16 protein-coding genes are annotated in these 16,635 nt (G+C 35.0%); 7 read left to right on the top strand and 9 right to left on the bottom strand.

Translation table 11 applies throughout. The features are described 5' to 3' along the window. Nucleotides 1-110 precede the first annotated feature (110 nt). Entirely contained in the window at nt 111-764 is a 654-nt protein-coding gene (upp, locus tag Q0L65_RS05300) for a uracil phosphoribosyltransferase (protein ID WP_296684235.1), read from the top strand. Here upp and Q0L65_RS05295 read toward each other — a convergent pair. After that, the gene (locus Q0L65_RS05295; RefSeq protein WP_296684233.1) at nt 759-1,688 is read right to left on the bottom strand and encodes a DUF6427 family protein; all 930 of its coding nucleotides are present in this window, start codon (nt 1,686-1,688) and stop codon (nt 759-761) included. The two genes, upp and Q0L65_RS05295, sit on opposite strands and share 6 nt — an antisense overlap. A gap of 137 nt (nt 1,689-1,825) precedes the next feature. Between Q0L65_RS05295 and Q0L65_RS05290 the strand changes: the two genes are divergently transcribed. After that, entirely contained in the window at nt 1,826-2,056 is a 231-nt protein-coding gene (locus Q0L65_RS05290) for a uracil phosphoribosyltransferase (protein WP_296684232.1), read from the top strand. A 25-nt stretch (nt 2,057-2,081) separates the two neighbouring features. Here the strand turns inward: Q0L65_RS05290 and purD are convergent, their stop codons facing one another. From purD to Q0L65_RS05260, 6 genes are all read right to left on the bottom strand, one after another. Further along, nucleotides 2,082-3,356, bottom strand: a complete 1,275-nt coding sequence (gene purD / locus Q0L65_RS05285) for a phosphoribosylamine--glycine ligase (RefSeq protein ID WP_296684230.1) — start codon at nt 3,354-3,356, stop codon at nt 2,082-2,084. A 235-nt stretch (nt 3,357-3,591) separates the two neighbouring features. Next, nucleotides 3,592-4,425 carry a Bro-N domain-containing protein gene (locus Q0L65_RS05280; RefSeq protein WP_296684228.1) on the bottom strand — a complete coding sequence of 278 codons (834 nt, stop codon included), beginning with the start codon at nt 4,423-4,425 and terminating at the stop codon, nt 3,592-3,594. Between the two features lie 182 nt (nt 4,426-4,607). Further along, complete coding sequence (locus Q0L65_RS05275; RefSeq protein WP_296684227.1) at nt 4,608-5,591, bottom strand: SDR family oxidoreductase; 984 nt, start codon at nt 5,589-5,591, stop codon at nt 4,608-4,610. A gap of 16 nt (nt 5,592-5,607) precedes the next feature. Then, nucleotides 5,608-7,287, bottom strand: a complete 1,680-nt coding sequence (locus Q0L65_RS05270; RefSeq protein WP_296684225.1) for a hypothetical protein — start codon at nt 7,285-7,287, stop codon at nt 5,608-5,610. Between the two features lie 35 nt (nt 7,288-7,322). Beyond that, a complete protein-coding gene (locus tag Q0L65_RS05265) occupies nt 7,323-8,810 on the bottom strand; it encodes a GH3 auxin-responsive promoter family protein (RefSeq protein ID WP_296684223.1) in 1,488 nt (495 codons plus the stop codon). Between the two features lie 10 nt (nt 8,811-8,820). Further along, the gene (locus Q0L65_RS05260; protein WP_296684222.1) at nt 8,821-9,309 is read right to left on the bottom strand and encodes a peptidase; all 489 of its coding nucleotides are present in this window, start codon (nt 9,307-9,309) and stop codon (nt 8,821-8,823) included. 215 nt (nt 9,310-9,524) lie between these two features. Here Q0L65_RS05260 and Q0L65_RS05255 point away from each other — a divergent pair, with 215 nt between their 5' ends. Beyond that, nucleotides 9,525-9,701 (top strand): twin-arginine translocase TatA/TatE family subunit, encoded by a 177-nt coding sequence (locus Q0L65_RS05255; RefSeq protein ID WP_296684220.1) that lies wholly within the window; start codon nt 9,525-9,527, stop codon nt 9,699-9,701. 53 nt (nt 9,702-9,754) lie between these two features. Here the strand turns inward: Q0L65_RS05255 and Q0L65_RS05250 are convergent, their stop codons facing one another. Then, nucleotides 9,755-11,878 carry a Tex family protein gene (locus Q0L65_RS05250; RefSeq protein WP_296684219.1) on the bottom strand — a complete coding sequence of 708 codons (2,124 nt, stop codon included), beginning with the start codon at nt 11,876-11,878 and terminating at the stop codon, nt 9,755-9,757. Nucleotides 11,879-11,935: 57 nt separating this feature from the next. Between Q0L65_RS05250 and Q0L65_RS05245 the strand changes: the two genes are divergently transcribed. Further along, complete coding sequence (locus Q0L65_RS05245; RefSeq protein ID WP_296684217.1) at nt 11,936-12,217, top strand: DUF1294 domain-containing protein; 282 nt, start codon at nt 11,936-11,938, stop codon at nt 12,215-12,217. Here the strand turns inward: Q0L65_RS05245 and rpiB are convergent. Then, complete coding sequence (gene rpiB / locus Q0L65_RS05240; RefSeq protein WP_296684216.1) at nt 12,211-12,642, bottom strand: ribose 5-phosphate isomerase B; 432 nt, start codon at nt 12,640-12,642, stop codon at nt 12,211-12,213. The genes Q0L65_RS05245 and rpiB overlap by 7 nt on opposite strands. Nucleotides 12,643-13,443: 801 nt before the next feature. Here rpiB and rnr point away from each other — a divergent pair. From rnr to Q0L65_RS05225, 3 genes are all read left to right on the top strand, one after another. Then, nucleotides 13,444-15,624, top strand: a complete 2,181-nt coding sequence (rnr, locus tag Q0L65_RS05235) for a ribonuclease R (RefSeq protein ID WP_296684214.1) — start codon at nt 13,444-13,446, stop codon at nt 15,622-15,624. A 20-nt stretch (nt 15,625-15,644) separates the two neighbouring features. Next, nucleotides 15,645-16,310: a head GIN domain-containing protein gene (locus Q0L65_RS05230; RefSeq protein ID WP_296684212.1), complete on the top strand. Its 666-nt coding sequence runs from the start codon at nt 15,645-15,647 to the stop codon at nt 16,308-16,310. Nucleotides 16,311-16,336: 26 nt separating this feature from the next. Then, nucleotides 16,337-16,635: LysE family transporter (locus Q0L65_RS05225; RefSeq protein ID WP_296684210.1), on the top strand; the 299-nt coding region annotated here is incomplete at its 3' end.

Genomic DNA, 16,635 nt, shown 5'->3' with positions numbered 1-16,635 from the left:
GCTAATTTTGAAAACATCTCTTTATAAATTAAAAGACAAAGATACTTTTTTATACATTTATAGTGTGGAAAAACAACTAAAGTTTTGCTGCTAAACTCAATAATTCATTTATGCAAATTCATCATCTGTCTGAAAACAATAGTGTTCTGAATCATTTCTTAGGCCAAATTCGTGATGTCAATATCCACAATGACAGCCTCCGTTTTAGAAAAAACATGGAACGCATTGGCGAAATTATGGCATATGAAATAAGTAAAAATTTAGACTATCAAGCAGTAGCTATTCCAACACCCTTAGGGACAAAAGCAACCCATTACATCAAAAATCCGCTAGTAATTTGTTCTATTCTGCGCGCAGGTTTAACGCTACACAATGGTTTTTTAAACTATTTTGATGCCGCTGAAAATGGATTTATTTCTGCCTACCGTCACCACCCCAACAACGATGATTTTTTTGAAATTATAGTGCAATACCAAGCGGTTGCCGATATTAATAACAAAACGGTTGTAGTTGTTGATCCTATGTTAGCTACTGGACAATCTATTGTGGCTGTTTTTAAACGATTGATGGAAAGAGGTACTCCTTCCGAAATTCATATTGCAGTGGTGATTGCCGCTCCTGAAGGAATTGCGCATTTAGAAACTGAATTGCCTGACACCTGCCATCTTTGGATAGCCGCAACAGACGACCACCTCAACGAGCATAGTTATATTGTTCCAGGATTAGGAGATGCGGGAGATTTGGCTTACGGCCAAAAATTATAATTGGCTCACAAACGAAAACAGACTACACAAAATTACAAATCCAAACACCATTTCTTGTTTGAATTTAGTTTGCGAATACTCCATGTGTGCGCTAGCTAAAATGGCTAGTGGTGCAATAGTTAAAAGTAAAAAATCGCTGCTTTTATGTGCCGAAAGGACAAAAACAATCACTCCAATAAAAAAGGAAGCGACAATTTTTTTATAGGAAGTTTGTGTCATCGACGGACGATTGGACAAGGTAATGAACATTGAAAAAACAAAAAACAAAGCCACCGATACATAGATAGAAAAAGCTATGTTTTGAGTAGGGTTTGTAAAATAATCGATTGCAAAATCAATTTGTGTGTTTTGATGTAAATATTTTACAGTGTCAATACCAAAAAAAGAAGTGAAAAAGGTAAACAAAATTCCCACTGCAAAAAAGGCAATAAAAGGCAAAACCCAATTCGTATAATCTCTTGAAACGTGAAAAATGACCGAGATAAAGACTAAAATCAAAAACAAAATACACCAAAAATGAAAAAGTGACGCTAAAATAATCCATAAAGAGGCATCAAATATTTTTTCTTTAGACGCTTTCATCGACTGCAATGAAATTAATCGACGCAGGGCTAATAAAACGAAAAAATTAGCAAAAAGAATGCTCAAATTGTTAAGAATCGTAGGAAAAAACAACAACAGCAACAAGAAAAAAATAGCAGTATAACTACTGTCTTTGGTCAGTCCGTTGCGTTTTCCAATAAAACTTGTTAAGAAAATGGACGCCAACACCACCAGAAAAGTAATCCCTTTTTTTAATAGCAAAAGAACAGAAGTCATCCAAGAAGCGTCTTGAATTTGGTAAATAAAAAAGAAAAACAACACTAAAAATACGATTAAAGCGTAATTTAATGGTGTAGATTTTTTAAAAACACTTGCAATCATAAGGATATTTTATACTTTTGTGTCTGTAAATATACTACTTGTTTAAAACAAGTTCAAAAAAGATTTATTTTTAAAAAATAGCTTTCTTTTTTAGGTACTTACTCAAAAGCAAAATAACAATATAATTTTATATCATTATGAAATCATTTTTCGAAGGAATTCAATTCTTATTTGTAGATGTATTATTTAAACCTTTAGATTTTTTAAGATCTTTAGAGCTTTCTACTTGGTTTGGTGCTAATGCTATCAACTGGATCTTTATGATCATTTGTGCTGCTGCCATTGTATATTGGATCAAACAATTACAAATTTTTGATGCAGCAGGTACTGAAAATCAAGATACAACGGCACATTCTTTCTTGAAATAATACAAAATTAAAAAAATATTGGAAACTACTTTAAGTCGTTTCCAATATCTCTTCTAAAATACATCTTATCAAATTGAAGCTTAGCGATATTTTGGTAAGATTTTTTTATGGCCTCTTCAAAGTTATCACCATACGAAGTAACGGTTAACACACGCCCTCCGTTAGACAACACTTGATTGTTTTCTAGTTTTGTCCCCGCGTGGAATACAATTGAATCTGTGATATTTTCTAAGCCGGTAATGACTTTTCCTTTTTCAAATTCTTCTGGATAACCGCCTGAAACTACCATAATCGTAGTAGCACTTCTTTCGTCAACCTCCAATGCAATTTGGTCTAGTTTTTCATTGGCTACCGCCAAAAACAATTCCACTAAATCAGTTTTCAATCTTGGAATCACCACTTCGGTTTCTGGATCACCCATTCGCACATTGTATTCAATCACGATTGGCTCTCCTTTTACATTGATTAATCCAATAAAAACAAATCCTTTGTATGGAATTCCGTCTTTTTGAAATCCGTCAATCGTTGGTTTTACGATGCGTGTTTCGATTTTTTCCATCAAAACAGCGTCAACATAGGGAACTGGAGAAACAGCGCCCATACCGCCAGTATTCAAGCCAGTATCACCTTCACCAATACGCTTGTAGTCTTTGGCTGTTGGCAAAATTTTATAGCTTTTCCCATCGGTTAAAACAAAACAGCTTAATTCGATTCCGTCCAAAAATTCTTCGATTACCACTTTGGCACTCGCCGTTCCAAATTTTTGGTGTACCAACATATTGCGTAATTCTTCTTTGGCTTCTACCAAATCTTGAATAATCAACACGCCTTTTCCGGCAGCCAATCCGTCTGCTTTCAACACATAAGGAGGCTGTAATGTTTCTAAAAATTGGCATCCTTGTTCTACCGTTTCAGCCGTAAAACTATCATAAGCGGCTGTTGGAATATTATGTCTGAACAAAAATTCTTTGGCAAATTCTTTACTTCCTTCTAATTGTGCACCAATAGTCGATGGGCCAATCACAGGAATGTTTTTCAAGTCGGCATCATTCAAGAAGAAATCGTAAATTCCTTTTACCAATGGGTCTTCTGGTCCTACCACAACCATTTCCACTTTTTCTTTCAAGACAAAGTCTTTAATGGCTGGAAAATCCGTTGGGTTGATGTTAATATTGTTAGCTATTGCTGCGGTTCCGGCATTTCCTGGTGCAACAAAAAGGGTGTCGCAAAGCGGACTTTGAATCATTTTCCATGCAAATGCATGCTCTCTTCCGCCTGAACCCAAAAGTAAAATAGTCATAGTGTTGTCGTTTAGTTGTTTGTCTTGCCTTTGGGAAGACGATGCAAAAATAATGGCTTTTGAACGGAAATAATAATTAATTTTTAAAAAGTTGTAGAGACACCCATTTTCCTGCAAGGTTTCTTAAACCTTGTAGGTATTAAACTCATTTTTAAAACAAAACCTACAAGGTCAAAAAGACCTTGCAGGTTAACTAGTCTGTAAGTAAAAAGCCGAACCTTTCTTTTCGTCTCTTTTATTCTAAATTCTTCTTAGGGGTTGATGTAAGCGCTTTGAAGTTTTCTTTGCTGACAATTTTTTTGCCTGATTTCTTTTCTAATTCTTTGCGAGCATTGCCAGCAACACTTCCTCCTGCCTTTGCCGCTTTTTGATTTTCTGCAAAACCAATTGCGTCTTTGTTTTTGGCAATTTCAGTAGTCGAAGCTTCGCCTAGCATAGTGAATATCAACTCTAAATCGGTCATGTGGTCGCGGAGATTTTCGTTGACTTTGGTTAGTCCCTTTAGTTTTTTGTAATCACTTGGAACAATACCAAAGGTGGCTTTGCTTATTTCGGCAGTGAGTATGGCATATTCTTTCCATTCTTTCACACCACGCTGACTCCATTCTTTGGTTAATTCGTCACGAACTAAAATTCCTCTTATTCTCTTTTCTATCCATTCATCGCTATAGCCTTTAGCTTTGTAAGTAGCTCTTATTCGGGCTTGTGCCAATTCAGGATTTTCAATTTCGGCAATACGTTCCGAACCCACTTGCGCTAACCATTGTTTGAAAGGTTCCGCTTTTGGGGATGGGATGGATTGGATAAGTCTTAAAAGTTGTTCTGTATCAGCAACATCAGTCATTCTCATTTTTCCGTCTGTAGCAAGCATTTTCAAACCGTGACAATTCGTCACGGTTTCATTTCCATCCGCTTTCAATCGTTGTTTTAATTTTCTCCAATATGCTAAAGGATCGACACTTTCGGTCAATATAAAAATGATATCTGTAATGCTGAAATACCATTTCTGTTCTTGCTCATTCCAAATTGAACGTACGTTTTTTTCTTCAAATAATTTAATGTTACTCATAATAGATTTAAGTTTTGGGTTCTTAAATTCAAATGTACATTTTTATCCTAAAAGAATGGTTGATAAGTTGAAATAATCGGTTTCGAAAAGGGGCTTAAAAATTAAAACCTACAAGGTCAAAAAGACCTTGCAGGTTAGATAAGTTTGCCAATAAAAAACTCGCTTTAAAACGGGTTACTTTTTTATTTAATATAATTCGAAAAATCTTTGTGTTCCTCTTTCGAGAGTTCTTCTGGCGAAAGGGATTTGAAATACTCATAGGTAATTTTCATTCCTTCTGCTCGGCCTACTTTGGCTTCCCAACCCAGTAATTCTTTGGCTTTAGTAATGTCGGGTTGACGCTGTAAAGGGTCGTTAATAGGCAACGGATGATAGACTACTTTTTGATTCGTACCCGTTAATTTGATGATTTCTTCAGCAAAATCTTTGATGGTAATTTCGTCTGGATTCCCAATATTCACTGGATACACATAATCGGAATGCAATAACCTAAAGATTCCTTCCACTTGATCGTCTACATAACAGAAGGAACGCGTTTGCAGTCCGTCACCAAAAATGGTCAAATCCTCGCCGCGAATGGCTTGACCAATAAAGGCTGGGATTACTCTTCCGTCATTGAGGCGCATTCTTGGTCCGTACGTATTAAAAATTCGGACAATACGAGTCTCTACACCGTGAAAGGTGTGATACGCCATAGTAATCGATTCTTGGAAACGTTTGGCTTCGTCATACACACCTCTTGGTCCAATAGTATTTACATTACCGTAGTATTCTTCGGTTTGTGGGTGTACCAATGGATCGCCGTACACTTCAGAAGTAGAAGCAATCAAAATACGTGCTTTTTTCACGCGCGCCAATCCTAATAAATTATGCGTTCCTAACGAACCAACTTTCAGGGTTTGAATTGGAATTTTTAAATAATCTATCGGACTTGCTGGCGAAGCAAAATGCAAAATGTAATCCAATTTTCCTGGAACGTGAACAAATTTAGTGATGTCATGGTGGTAAAATTCGAAGTTTTCGAGCTTGAATAAATGCTCGATATTTTTCAAATCGCCCGTAATCAAATTGTCCATCCCTATAACAAAATAGCCTTCTTTTATAAATCGGTCACAAAGATGCGACCCTAAAAATCCCGCCGCTCCTGTTATAAGTATTCGTTTCATGGTAATTAGTATTAAACTATTTTATATTAAAAATTTGTTCCAAAATTTTGATCGTAATCAAATACGTTGGTTTTACTCCTGTGGTTCCTAAACCTCCTGAAGCCAATGTACTTCCGGTTTCTAATGGGTTATCAGAAGCATAATACGCATAGCGCACTTTGATGTCTTTAGGCACACTTTTTCTAATTCTCGAAGCCGATTGAATGGCTTTTTGGTAATAAGCCCCTTCCATTTCTAGTCCGATAGCTCTCCAAGTCGATTCGTGGAAGAACTTCAACAAATCCCTGTTTTGCAATGAAGTTCCCAAAACAGTTACCATTGGTCCTGCAAAAACTGCAATATCATTCCCTTCAAACATCTCAGCCGTTAATTCATTTTCAAAAAAGTAATTATCGGCCGTTCCTTCGTTGATATGGGCATTTGGAATCATAATATCTCCTTTTCCTCCTTCTAAAATTCCTGCTTTTCCCATAATGGAAATCGACTGGGCATTTAAGAACGTTTCTTTTTTGTACGGCTTGAACAACTCGTCAATCGTTTCATAGGCTTGCTCTCCAAAAGCATAATCCATAACAATAATTACCTGTTTTTCGTCGCCTAAATCCGCTTTAGGAAAAGACGTTTTGTTCCAATCTATTTTAGCAGTGTCAAAAATCTGAACATCGATATTCGTTCCTGAAGTATCTGGTAACGAAATCATTCCTTGTTTCAATGCCACCGCTTCAACCAAATCACGAACGTCATTGGCTCCAGACTTACTCAATTCTTCGTAAATAAAGAAATCCGATTGGTTTTTGAACTTCGTTTTCAAAGCTGGAACGGCAAAAATAGAGTTCATCACCGAGTGCATGTTAGCACTAATCACATGGATGGGTCTGCCTAATAAATTATTTTCTTTTAAAACTTCTTTGATGTTGGTTGCCCAAATTTCGCCGTGAATGTGGTGTCCCAAACGCTCTCTCAACACTGGGCTAAAAGTGATGGTACGTTTGTTGTTTTCTACAATTTCTTCAATGGCTAATTTTCCTAACCAATAAATGACGTGCAAGAAACGATCTGGCGACGTAGCCGAACCAAACGCATCGTAGATGTCTAAAACTTCTTCGAAGGTTCTTCCTAAAATATTGGCAGTATGAGAAATCGCTTTTTCTTTCTCAATTTGAGTTAATTTTTTGTTTTGCTGGGCAGCAATTTCTAATTTTTTCCAATCATGAGAAACTTCCCCTGCTTCGTCCAACAACACTCTATTTTTAATTTTGTGTGATTCGATAAAAATGAAAGTCAAGTGCGTCAAAATATCGTAAATGTCCGAACGTCCACGGGTAATCACTACGTTCATTTGGTCTTCGTCAATACGATAGCAATTACGACGTCTTTTGGGAGGAACAATCGCTTTAAAGTGCGATTTAGCATACCCTTCTTCTGAAGTTAAGTTAATGAACCGACATTCTTCAATCCCAATAGGAAGACGTTCAATAACGTACAAAAGTCCGTTGAGTTCTACTTTTTCATCGGCAATGTTTCCGTAAATTTCTGGGCGTAAAGCCAATAAAGCTTCGCGTAAAGTATCTCCAGAAACTCCCATCGGCTTGTAAAAACCGCGGTTAAATAAATGCCTCATGGTAATGTACAGTCGTTCAATAGCTGCTGACGACTCTTGCGCTCGTGAGCGCGAAATGTTTTTGATTTCTATCATCTTTCTTTATTATTTAACCTGCAAAGATAATGGATTTATTTTGGGTTTAGCACATCTGCTATTTTTCTGTCGTTAGACAGTCGCGGAATTTTATTCTGACCGCCTAATTTTCCTATGGATTTCATATAGTCTTGAAATCCGTTCTTTGGCACTTTAGTAATTACCAATGGACGCAAAACGTTGCCCATAATTAGGTCGTCATAATACACGTTTTGTTTGCGCATCGCAATGTCGATTTGTAACGCAAATTCATCTAGATTTTCGGGTTCATTTTCGAACTCTATAAACCATTCGTGATACGGCAATCCTTCGGCAGGATTAATTTGTGGCGCCACAGTAAATTCATTCACGCGAATTGTAGTCCCTTCCATAGCTTCTTGCAAAGCACTTTCTACTTCTTTACCAATCACATGTTCGCCAAAAGCAGAAATATAATGTTTGATACGGCCTGAAACTATCACTCGATACGGTTGTAAACTCGTAAACTGAACTGTATCGCCAATGTTATAGCCCCAGAGTCCAGCGTTTGTTGACAAAATCAAAACATAATTCACACCTAATTCTACTTCGCCAATGGTATAACGACGCGGATTTTCATTGGAAAATTCATCACTCTTAATGAATTCATAGAAAATTCCCGAATTCAACAACAGCAACATTCCTTTTGCCGCCTGCGAATCTTGATAAGCAAAAAATCCTTCCGAAGCCGGAAAAAGTTCGATACTATCCACTTTTCGACCGATTAAATTTTCAAATTTGGCGCGATAAGGTTCGTAATTGACTCCACCATAAATAAACAAATTGAAATTTTTGAAGATTTCACCAACAGGCTTCCCTCCTTTTTGCTGCAATTTTTCAAAATACATTTGAACCCAAGACGGAATTCCAGAAATCACCGCCATGTTTTCGTTGAACGTTTCTTCAACGATAGCATTAACTTTGGTTTCCCAATCTTCAATGCAATTGGTTTCCCAAGATGGCATGCGATTTTTTTGTAAATATTTTGGAACAAAATGCGCGACAATTCCTGACAAGCGTCCCAATTTTATTCCGTTTTTTTCTTCTAAAATAGGACTTCCTTGTAGGAAAATCATTTTTCCATCTACAAAATCGGCGTTGCCTGTTTCGTGAATGTAATGCAAAATAGCATTGCGGGCCGCTTCGATATGATACGGCATGGATTCCTTGGTCAAGGGAATGTATTTTGCCCCCGAAGTTGTCCCCGAAGTTTTGGCAAAATAAAGCGGTTTCCCTTTCCAAAGTACGTTCTCCCCCCCTTTCACCACTCGCTCCACATAGGGTTTCAGTTCTTCATAATCGCGAACCGGAACCTGTTGAGCAAAATCGGCAGGGGTTTGTATTTGGTCAAAATGATGATCCAATCCAAATTGCGTATTTTTCGCTTGACGAATTAATTCTTGGAAAACCTTATTTTGAGTTGCTACAGGATTACTAGACCAGGCCTGTGTTTTTTTCACCACTTGGCGCGCAAATAATCGAGCCGCAATAGATTTTATAGACATGCTGTTGGTTTTATTTGTTCTTTTTAGACGCTTGTTGCTCTTCTTTGGTTACGCGTTTTCGCAATTCTAATTCTTCTTTTGAAGCCGATAAATTGCCTTCTGTAGGAGCTGCTTCAACCGAAGAAAGAATTGAATCTTTATTAAATTGAGCAAACTCTAACTCGCCCGTCAACACTTTTTTAAGTGATTTAATGTAGGCTTCATTGTGTTCCAAAGCCTGAGTTAATGAATCTGATTTTAGGGCTAATTCGGTAGCGTCACGTTTTAATTTAGAAGAAGAATATCCCGGAATAAACTCGCGTAAAGGAGTAAAAGCGATAATAAAAGTAGTCACAAAAATGATGAAAATAGCACTTAAACTCACCACTACAAAAACATTCATTAAGGTCAGTTTTAACGAAAATGTTTCCTCAAAAGTGTCTTCGTTTAAAATGATTAAACGCCTTTTGTTGAATAGATTTTCTTTTAATTGCTGTCTTTTTAATCCCTTTTTAGACATTGTTTTTGTTTATTGAACAAATATAAACAATTATTAGCTTTGAAACTAAGGCATACTTTTTAGAAGTACAAAGACTACTAAATCACATTTTAATACAATTTTAACGCTTTTAAAACCAAATAAATGATGAAAAAAGAATTGCCATTCACTAATTCTATATACATTTGTACTTCATTATTAAACAAATTTGCTTCGGCATATAAAATATCTTAATTATGGGAAGATTTGGCGTTACGGAATTACTTGTTATTGGAGCATTTATTTTATTGCTTTTTGGAGGTAAAAAAATTCCAGAACTAATGAAAGGTTTAGGAAGCGGAATTAAAGAATTTAAAAACGCTGCTAAAGACGATTCATCTGCTGTTAAAAAAGAAGAAGAAACTAAAGAGTAATTCTTTATATATTCTAATAAAAAACCCAAGTTAATAACTTGGGTTTTTTGTTTTTACAAAATCATGGTCAATTGAATTCGTTTGCGGTCTTCGTCCACTTCCGTTACTTTTACCTCAACGTGTTGGTGTAATTTTACCACCTCATTCACATCGCTCACAAAACCAGCTTTAAGTTGGGAAATGTGAACCAAACCACTTTCTTTTATTCCAATATCAACGAAACAACCAAAATTAGTAATGTTATTCACAATTCCCGGTAAAATCATGCCTGATTTTAAGTCTTTTATAGACTTGACATTCGGGTCAAACTCAAATATTTTAGCGGATTTTCTTGGGTCTAAACCTGGTTTCTCCAATTCTTTAATAATATCTTTCAAAGTCAACAAACCAATTTCTGACGTGGTGTAATTTTCAGGTTTGATTAAAGCCGTTTTGTCTTTGTTGCCAATTAATTCGTTCACCGAAAGCTTCAAATCTTTTGCCATTTTTTCTACAATCGGATAGGCTTCAGGATGCACCGCCGAATTGTCTAACGGATTTTTCCCTTCTTTAATTCGGATAAAGGCTGCGCCTTGTTGGAACGCTTTTTCGCCCAAGCGAGGCACTTTTTTCAGTTGTTTTCGGTCGTCAAATGGGCCATTTTCGGAACGGTATTGGACTATATTTTCGGCCAACTTCTCTCCTATTCCACTTACATAACTCAACAAATGCTTGCTTGCAGTATTGATGTTAATTCCCACCGAGTTGACACAACGAATCACGGTAGCGTCTAATTCTTCTTTTAGTTTGTTTTGATCTACATCGTGTTGGTATTGGCCTACGCCAATGGCTTTTGGATCAATTTTTACCAACTCCGCCAAAGGATCGCTTAATCTACGTCCAATAGAAACCGAACCCCGAACGGTAACATCATAATTAGGGAATTCTTCTCTGGCAATTTTCGATACCGAATAAACCGAAGCACCCGCCTCAGAAACCACAAAAACCTGAACTTCCTTATCGAAAGCAATTTTTTTGACAAAAAATTCGGTTTCGCGCGAAGCGGTTCCGTTTCCAATAGCAATCGCATCAATTTTGTAGGAATTGACCATCGAACGGATTTTTTTCATTGCCATAGCCTCTTCGTTTTGAGGTGCGTGCGGGTAAATAGTTTCGTTGTACAACAAATCGCCTTTTTCGTCCAAACAGACTATTTTACAACCTGAACGATACCCTGGATCAATCGCTAAAATTCGTTTTTCTCCCAAAGGTGGCGCCAATAAAAGCTGCCCTAAATTAGTTGCAAAAACCTGAATCGAATTGGCGTCGGCTTTGGCTTTAGCTTCTTGCAAGGTTTCATTAGCAATCGCGGGTTGCAACAACCGTTTATAACTGTCTTCAATGGCTAATTGAATGTGTGGAGTGGTATCGTTTTGACGCTTCAAAATAATTTCGTCAATGATATCATACGCCTCGTCAATATCTACTTCGATTTTTAATTTCACAAAACCTTCGTTTTCGGCACGCAACATCGCCATCAATCGATGGGGCGGTGTTTTACTCAAAAGCTCTGACCAATCAAAATATTGCGAAAATTTTTGTGCGGCTTCGTCTTCTTTTTTGGTTTTTACTACCTTAGTAGTAATGGTTGCTTTTCGCTGAAACAAACGTCGTAATTGTTGCCGAACGTGAATATTTTCATTAATCCATTCCGCAATAATGTCGCGCGCGCCTTGCAAAGCGGCTTCTTCGTTAATCACATTATCATTGATGTATTGGGTCGAAATAAAATCAATATTATCGTTGTTTTGCGCCATAATGATCGTAGCCAAAGGCTCTAAACCATTCTCGCGAGCCACATCGGCCTTGGTTTTTTTCTTCTTTTTGAAAGGCAAATACAAATCTTCCAACTCTTGCAAATCAAAACTGTCTTGAATTTTTTTAGCTAATTCAGGTGAAAGTTGTCCTTGCTCCTCGATGGTTTTGAGAATACTTTCTTTTCGTTTGATTAACTCATCGTATTGCTTGTTCAATTTAGCAATTTGTTCAATTACCACCTCGTCTAGATTTCCTGTTTGGTCTTTTCGATATCGCGAAATAAACGGAATCGTGCAATCTTCGTTTAATAATTGAACTGTTTTTTGAATGTTAACAGGGGCTGTAGCCACTGATTTTGCGATGAATTGAATGTTGGTCATAGGTAATAAATATATTGTGTCACGAAAATAATATCTTTACCTCACATTTCTACTCTCATGCTGATTTTATATTATTATTTTTCAACCATTTCTGTTTTGAGCTTCATTATGGTAGGTTACGATAAATATTTAGCTCGAAAGAAAAAACGAAGAATCTCCGAAAACACTTTACTTTTCTGGGCTTTTTTAGGAGGGAGTCTGGGTGCCGGAATAGGAATGTGGATATTTAAACACAAAACTTCCAAAAGAAGTTTCCTTTGGAAGTTTTATAGGATTGTTATTATTCAGCTACTACTGGGATTAGCGCTGTATTATCAAAATGAAAGTGGTATTTATTGACACGCGATTTTATTCACGCGGTTTTGGTGTCTTCCGCCTTCAAATTCAGTAGTTAAAAACGTCTCTACCATTTCTACTGCTTGCGGAATAGAAGTATAACGAGCAGGGATACTAATTACATTAGCATCATTATGTAAACGCGCTAAAGCGGCAATTTCTTTCATCCAACACAAAGCAGCACGAACCTTTTGATGTTTATTCACCGTCATAGCAATTCCATTACCACTACCACAAATCACAATACCAAAATCAGCTTTTCCTTCTTCAACATCTTGAGCTACAGGATGAGCAAAATCAGCATAATCAACAGCTTCAATCGTATCGGTTCCGTAATTAGTGATTTGGTGTCCTTTTGCTTCAAGCATAGCCACAATTGCTTTTTTATACTCCGGACCGGCGTGGTCGTTTCCTATTGAAATTTTCATCTTTGTTGTGTGTTAAATTCGTGTTCAAAAATAAGGAAAGATTTTGAGTTAGAATTCATAAATAGTTGGGTTTCTTTGTTTCTTTATTAACCAAAAACTAACTTTTTTAAAAAGTATTGTAACCGTCAGTATAACAATCTGTTGCTAAAAAATTAATTTTTAATAATTCAGAAACCAACTGTTTTTTTACATCAAAAATGTTAAAATTTTGAATTGTTAATAGCAAAATGCAATCTGTTGATTTTCAGCTAACATTAAATTAACACAATATGTTAATAACTAAAAATAGAAAATAAGAAGTTTTTTGCGGCAGAAAAGAAAAAAAGTGTAATCCAAAACTGAGTTTGAAAATCCTAATTTAGTTTGTGTAATTTTTAGAAAAGTTATGAATACAAAAAATAGGTTTATTAACAGATTTTGGAAATTTACTTATCTACAAAAAGAATGGTTTTTAGGTTATCAACTATTGTTAATTAAAATTAAGAATCTCTTTAGTATTAAATATTTAACTATAAAAAAAGCTGTTAACAACTAAAAATAACTACTTACAACTTTATTTCAAATGTTTTTTTAAAAAATTTATACTAACTGTTAACACGCTATAATAACCATCAAAAAATAAATTTTAATTTACTTTTCTTTTTGTTATTTTAAATAGATGTTGACAACTTTGAAGTTTTAAAAAAATATTTTTTAAGAGAAATTCACCATTTACTAAAAGTTATATTTTTAATAAATCTAAAGGTTTAAAAAGGTATTCTAATTTCTTATTTGTAATTTTAGACTTTTAAGAAAAGAAATATGGGAAAGCGTTTAAGAAAACCGCTAAAAAAAGAGAAGACTTACTCTGAAAAAATTGTAAAAATACTGTCTCAAAGTGCTAATAAAGTATTTAACTACAAGCAAATAGCAGCTAAATTAGATTTAGACGATACACAAAGTAGAAATCAAATTATAAAAGATTTAAAAATTTTAGCTGCACAAAAAACAATTATCGAATCAGAACCTGGAAAATATTTAATCAAAGCGGTTAGTCAAGATTATTACGAAGGTAAAATTGATATGACAAGCCGTAAAACAGCTTATTTTATTTGTCCTGATTTAGAAGAAGATGTTTTTATTCCAACCAATAATTTAAATAGAGCTTTAGATAAAGATACGGTAAAAGTGTATGTCTATAACCGTAGAAAAGGACGTCGACCAGAAGGAGAAGTGATTGAAGTAATTGAACGAAATAAAACCGATTTTGTTGGGGTTATTGATATTCAAAAGAATTTTTCTTTTGTTGCTACTGCGAATCCAAAAATGTACACCGATATTTTTATTCCAAAAGACAAAATAGGAGAGGCGGAGCAAGGAGATGTGGTTTTGGTTCATATTGAAGATTGGCCAAAAAGAGCGGATAGTCCTTTTGGAAAAGTGATAAAAATACTCGGAAAACCAGGAGAACACGACACAGAAATTCACGCTATTTTAGCAGAATATGGTTTACCGTCTGAATTTCCTATTGAAGTAGAAACCTATGCGCAAAAAATAGATACTACTATTCACGAAAGTGAAATAGCCAAGCGTCGCGATATGCGAGATACTTTGACTTTTACCATCGATCCAAAAGACGCAAAAGATTTTGATGATGCTTTGTCTTTCAAAAAGTTAGAGAATGGAAATTATGAAATTGGAATCCATATTGCCGATGTTTCTTTTTATTTAGAAGAAGGTACTATTTTAGATGATGAAGCTTATCAAAGAGCTACTTCAGTATATTTAGTAGATCGAGTAGTGCCAATGCTACCTGAAGTATTGTCAAATTATGCTTGTTCTTTACGTCCACACGAAGAAAAATACACTTTTTCAGCGGTTTTTGAAATCAATGAAAAAGCGCAAGTAATCAATCAATGGTTTGGAAGAACAGTAATTTTTTCTGACCAACGTTTTGCTTACGAAGAAGCCCAATATATTATTGAAACCAAAGAGGATACTATTCCGCAAGAAATTTCGATTACAGGCGCACCGTATCAAGTTTCAAAGGAAATTATTGATGCTACACTGAAATTAGATGCATTAGCTAAAATTTTACGTAGAAACAGAATGAACGAAGGCGCTATTTCTTTTGATAAAGTAGAAGTAAAATTCAATTTAGATCAAGAAGGAGAACCTGCTGGAGTGTATTTCAAAATCTCAAAAGATGCCAATCATTTGATTGAAGAATTCATGCTTTTAGCCAATAGAAAAGTGGCTGAATTCATTGGTAAACAAAAGAAAACTTTTATTTATCGTATTCATGATGAGCCTAATGAAGATAAATTAATTGCAATGCAAACTGTTATTGCTAAGTTTGGGTATAAAATCGACTTTAGAAATAAAGGCGATATCTCTAAATCGTTGAATAATTTATTAAGTGAAGTAGTAGGTACCAAAGAGCAAAATTTAATTGATACTTTGACTATTCGTAGTATGAGTAAAGCTAAATATTCTACGGATAATATTGGTCATTACGGATTAGCTTTTGATTATTATTCCCATTTTACTTCGCCTATTCGTAGGTATCCGGATGTAATGGTGCATCGTTTGTTGCAGTATTATTTAGATGGTGGAAAATCAGTAGATGAAGAAACCTATGAAACCAAATGTTTACATTCGTCTACCATGGAAGGTTTAGCTACGAATGCAGAGCGTGATTCTATTAAATACATGCAGGTAAAATACATGCAAAATCACCAAGATCAAGAGTTTTTAGGGGTGATTTCTGGAGTAACCGAATGGGGTATTTATGTCGAAATTATCGAAAATAAATGCGAAGGTATGGTTCGAATTAGAGATATTAAAGAGGATTATTATACTTTTGACGAAAAACAATACGCTTTAGTTGGTGCCACTTCTCATGGTTTATTACAACTAGGAGATGAGATTTATGTAAAGGTTAAAAATGCCGATTTAGTTAAAAAACAATTGGATTTTCACTTTATTAGAAGAAACGAATAATTTTATTTTAAAACAATATCATGAAAAAATTACTATGTATTTTATTATTAATCAGTTCATTAACCTATTCTCAAAATGAGAAAAAAGTAGGTGATTTTCATAAAGTAACTGCTTTTGATCAAATAACAGTGGAGTTAATTGCTTCAGATGAAAATAAAGTAGTGCTTTCAGGAATTAATTCAGCTGAAGTAGAAGTAGTTAATAGAAATGGGGAGTTAAAATTGAGAATGCCATTGACTAAATTATTAAAAGGAAATCAAGTAAAAGCTAAAGTATATTATACTGATTTAGATGCTGTTGAAGCCAATGAAGGTGCTCAAATTTCGAGTGAAGCTGTTTTTAAAGGAACCGATTTTGATATTATTGCAAAAGAAGGAGCTAAAATTGATGTTCGTTTAGAAGTGTCAAAATTAAATGTAAAAATTACAAGTGGAGGTATAGTCAATACAGAAGGAACAGCTAAAAATCAAGATGTAGTAGTTTCAGCAGGTGCACTATATGAGGGTAAAGAATTAATTACTGAACAAACTGTAATTAGTAGTAATGCAGGTGGTGAAGCAACAGTTTTTGCTAAAGAATTAGTAGATGCTAAAGTAAGAGCAGGAGGTGATATTACTGTGTATGGAAAACCAAAACAAGTCAATCAAAAAACGATTGCTGGAGGGCATATTGAAATAGTAAAATAATAAGTATCAACCCAAATCCTATACTAATGATAAATGATATTTTAACTGGATTACCTTGGGGAATTTTCCTCAGTTTTATGATAGGTCCTGTGTTTTTTATTTTAATAGAAACCAGTATAACCAAAGGATTTCGAGCTGCTTTAGCTTTTGATTTAGGAGTGGTTTTTGGAGATATTTTTTTTATTGGAGTAGCTTATTTAGGAAGTTATCGTTTGATTGCGAGTTTAAAAGACAAACCTGCTTTGTTTATTTTTGGCGGAATTGTAATGGTTACGTATGGTATTATTTCATTTGTTAAATTAAAAAAACAAGCTAAAATTCAATA

The sequence above is a fragment of the Flavobacterium sp. genome, assembly GCF_024642105.1.
Lineage (GTDB): Bacteria > Bacteroidota > Bacteroidia > Flavobacteriales > Flavobacteriaceae > Flavobacterium.
Note: the sequence above shows the minus strand (reverse complement) of the source record. Positions and strands in the feature narration are given on the sequence as shown.

What these genes read in the sequence shown, in the direction of transcription:
- rpiB (WP_296684216.1), bottom strand. Translation starts at nt 12,642, where the DNA reads ATGAAAATTTCAATAGGAAACGACCACGCCGGTCCGGAGTATAAAAAA.
- Q0L65_RS05290 (WP_296684232.1), top strand. Translation starts at nt 1,826, where the DNA reads ATGAAATCATTTTTCGAAGGAATTCAATTCTTATTTGTAGATGTATTA.
- purD (WP_296684230.1), bottom strand. Translation starts at nt 3,356, where the DNA reads ATGACTATTTTACTTTTGGGTTCAGGCGGAAGAGAGCATGCATTTGCA.
- Q0L65_RS05295 (WP_296684233.1), bottom strand. Translation starts at nt 1,688, where the DNA reads ATGATTGCAAGTGTTTTTAAAAAATCTACACCATTAAATTACGCTTTA.
- Q0L65_RS05275 (WP_296684227.1), bottom strand. Translation starts at nt 5,591, where the DNA reads ATGAAACGAATACTTATAACAGGAGCGGCGGGATTTTTAGGGTCGCAT.
- Q0L65_RS05255 (WP_296684220.1), top strand. Translation starts at nt 9,525, where the DNA reads ATGGGAAGATTTGGCGTTACGGAATTACTTGTTATTGGAGCATTTATT.
- Q0L65_RS05250 (WP_296684219.1), bottom strand. Translation starts at nt 11,878, where the DNA reads ATGACCAACATTCAATTCATCGCAAAATCAGTGGCTACAGCCCCTGTT.
- Q0L65_RS05265 (WP_296684223.1), bottom strand. Translation starts at nt 8,810, where the DNA reads ATGTCTATAAAATCTATTGCGGCTCGATTATTTGCGCGCCAAGTGGTG.
- Q0L65_RS05260 (WP_296684222.1), bottom strand. Translation starts at nt 9,309, where the DNA reads ATGTCTAAAAAGGGATTAAAAAGACAGCAATTAAAAGAAAATCTATTC.
- Q0L65_RS05245 (WP_296684217.1), top strand. Translation starts at nt 11,936, where the DNA reads ATGCTGATTTTATATTATTATTTTTCAACCATTTCTGTTTTGAGCTTC.
- Q0L65_RS05230 (WP_296684212.1), top strand. Translation starts at nt 15,645, where the DNA reads ATGAAAAAATTACTATGTATTTTATTATTAATCAGTTCATTAACCTAT.
- rnr (WP_296684214.1), top strand. Translation starts at nt 13,444, where the DNA reads ATGGGAAAGCGTTTAAGAAAACCGCTAAAAAAAGAGAAGACTTACTCT.
- Q0L65_RS05280 (WP_296684228.1), bottom strand. Translation starts at nt 4,425, where the DNA reads ATGAGTAACATTAAATTATTTGAAGAAAAAAACGTACGTTCAATTTGG.
- Q0L65_RS05270 (WP_296684225.1), bottom strand. Translation starts at nt 7,287, where the DNA reads ATGATAGAAATCAAAAACATTTCGCGCTCACGAGCGCAAGAGTCGTCA.
- upp (WP_296684235.1), top strand. Translation starts at nt 111, where the DNA reads ATGCAAATTCATCATCTGTCTGAAAACAATAGTGTTCTGAATCATTTC.